This is a genomic window from Vibrio sp. 704 (genome assembly GCF_033339295.1).
The window spans coordinates 1-579 of the sequence record NZ_JAWOUH010000756.1 but is presented as its reverse complement, the minus strand read 5'-3'; the positions used below and the strand labels follow the sequence as shown (position 1 = coordinate 579).

The window sequence follows — 579 nt, the reverse complement described above, 5'->3', positions numbered from 1 at the left end:
CTTATCCGATTCAGCGATCGCTTCGTTCATTTGTTTGATGGCAAATTGACTGTCTTTCTCTAAGCTAGAGAACTCGCCTTGCAAAGAACCAATCGCACTCGCGTTGAGGTTGTGTTTTAGATACAGCGTATTATCACGCAGTGTGTTCAGCACTGGCGTCATCTTTTTCTCTGCACGCTTCATTGCGCTGAGCATGGTTTTGTAAGAGGCTTTGGTTTCACGCAGTTTTTGTTCGCTTGAGCGGCGCAGTTTCGCACTGGTGTACAAGTCTAACTCGCCTTGCCATTCTTCAAACAGTGCATCAGAGACATCTTCGATTGCAGCAATACGGTCACGCACATCTTGAGCGGCTTTTTCGCTGTCTTCGTATTTGTCATTGATGTTGTTGTAAACGCTTTCTAATTCACCACCGTCAAAATTGGTTAGTGCTGATAAGGCTTCAAGTGCGCTAGTGAATTCTTCTTGTGCTTCTTGTTGTGATTCTTTGGCATCTTCCACTCGGTCAACCATAATATCTCGTTTATGGTAGCCCACTTGCTCCATCGCAGAGTAATACGCAGATTGACACCCTGTTAAAGT

1 protein-coding gene is annotated in these 579 nt (G+C 44.9%); it reads right to left on the bottom strand.

Annotated elements, in window-relative coordinates:
* Window positions 1–579, bottom strand: a 579-nt coding sequence (locus R7R24_RS28930) for a DUF2959 domain-containing protein (protein ID WP_318120489.1), incomplete at both ends; no start/stop codon positions are given.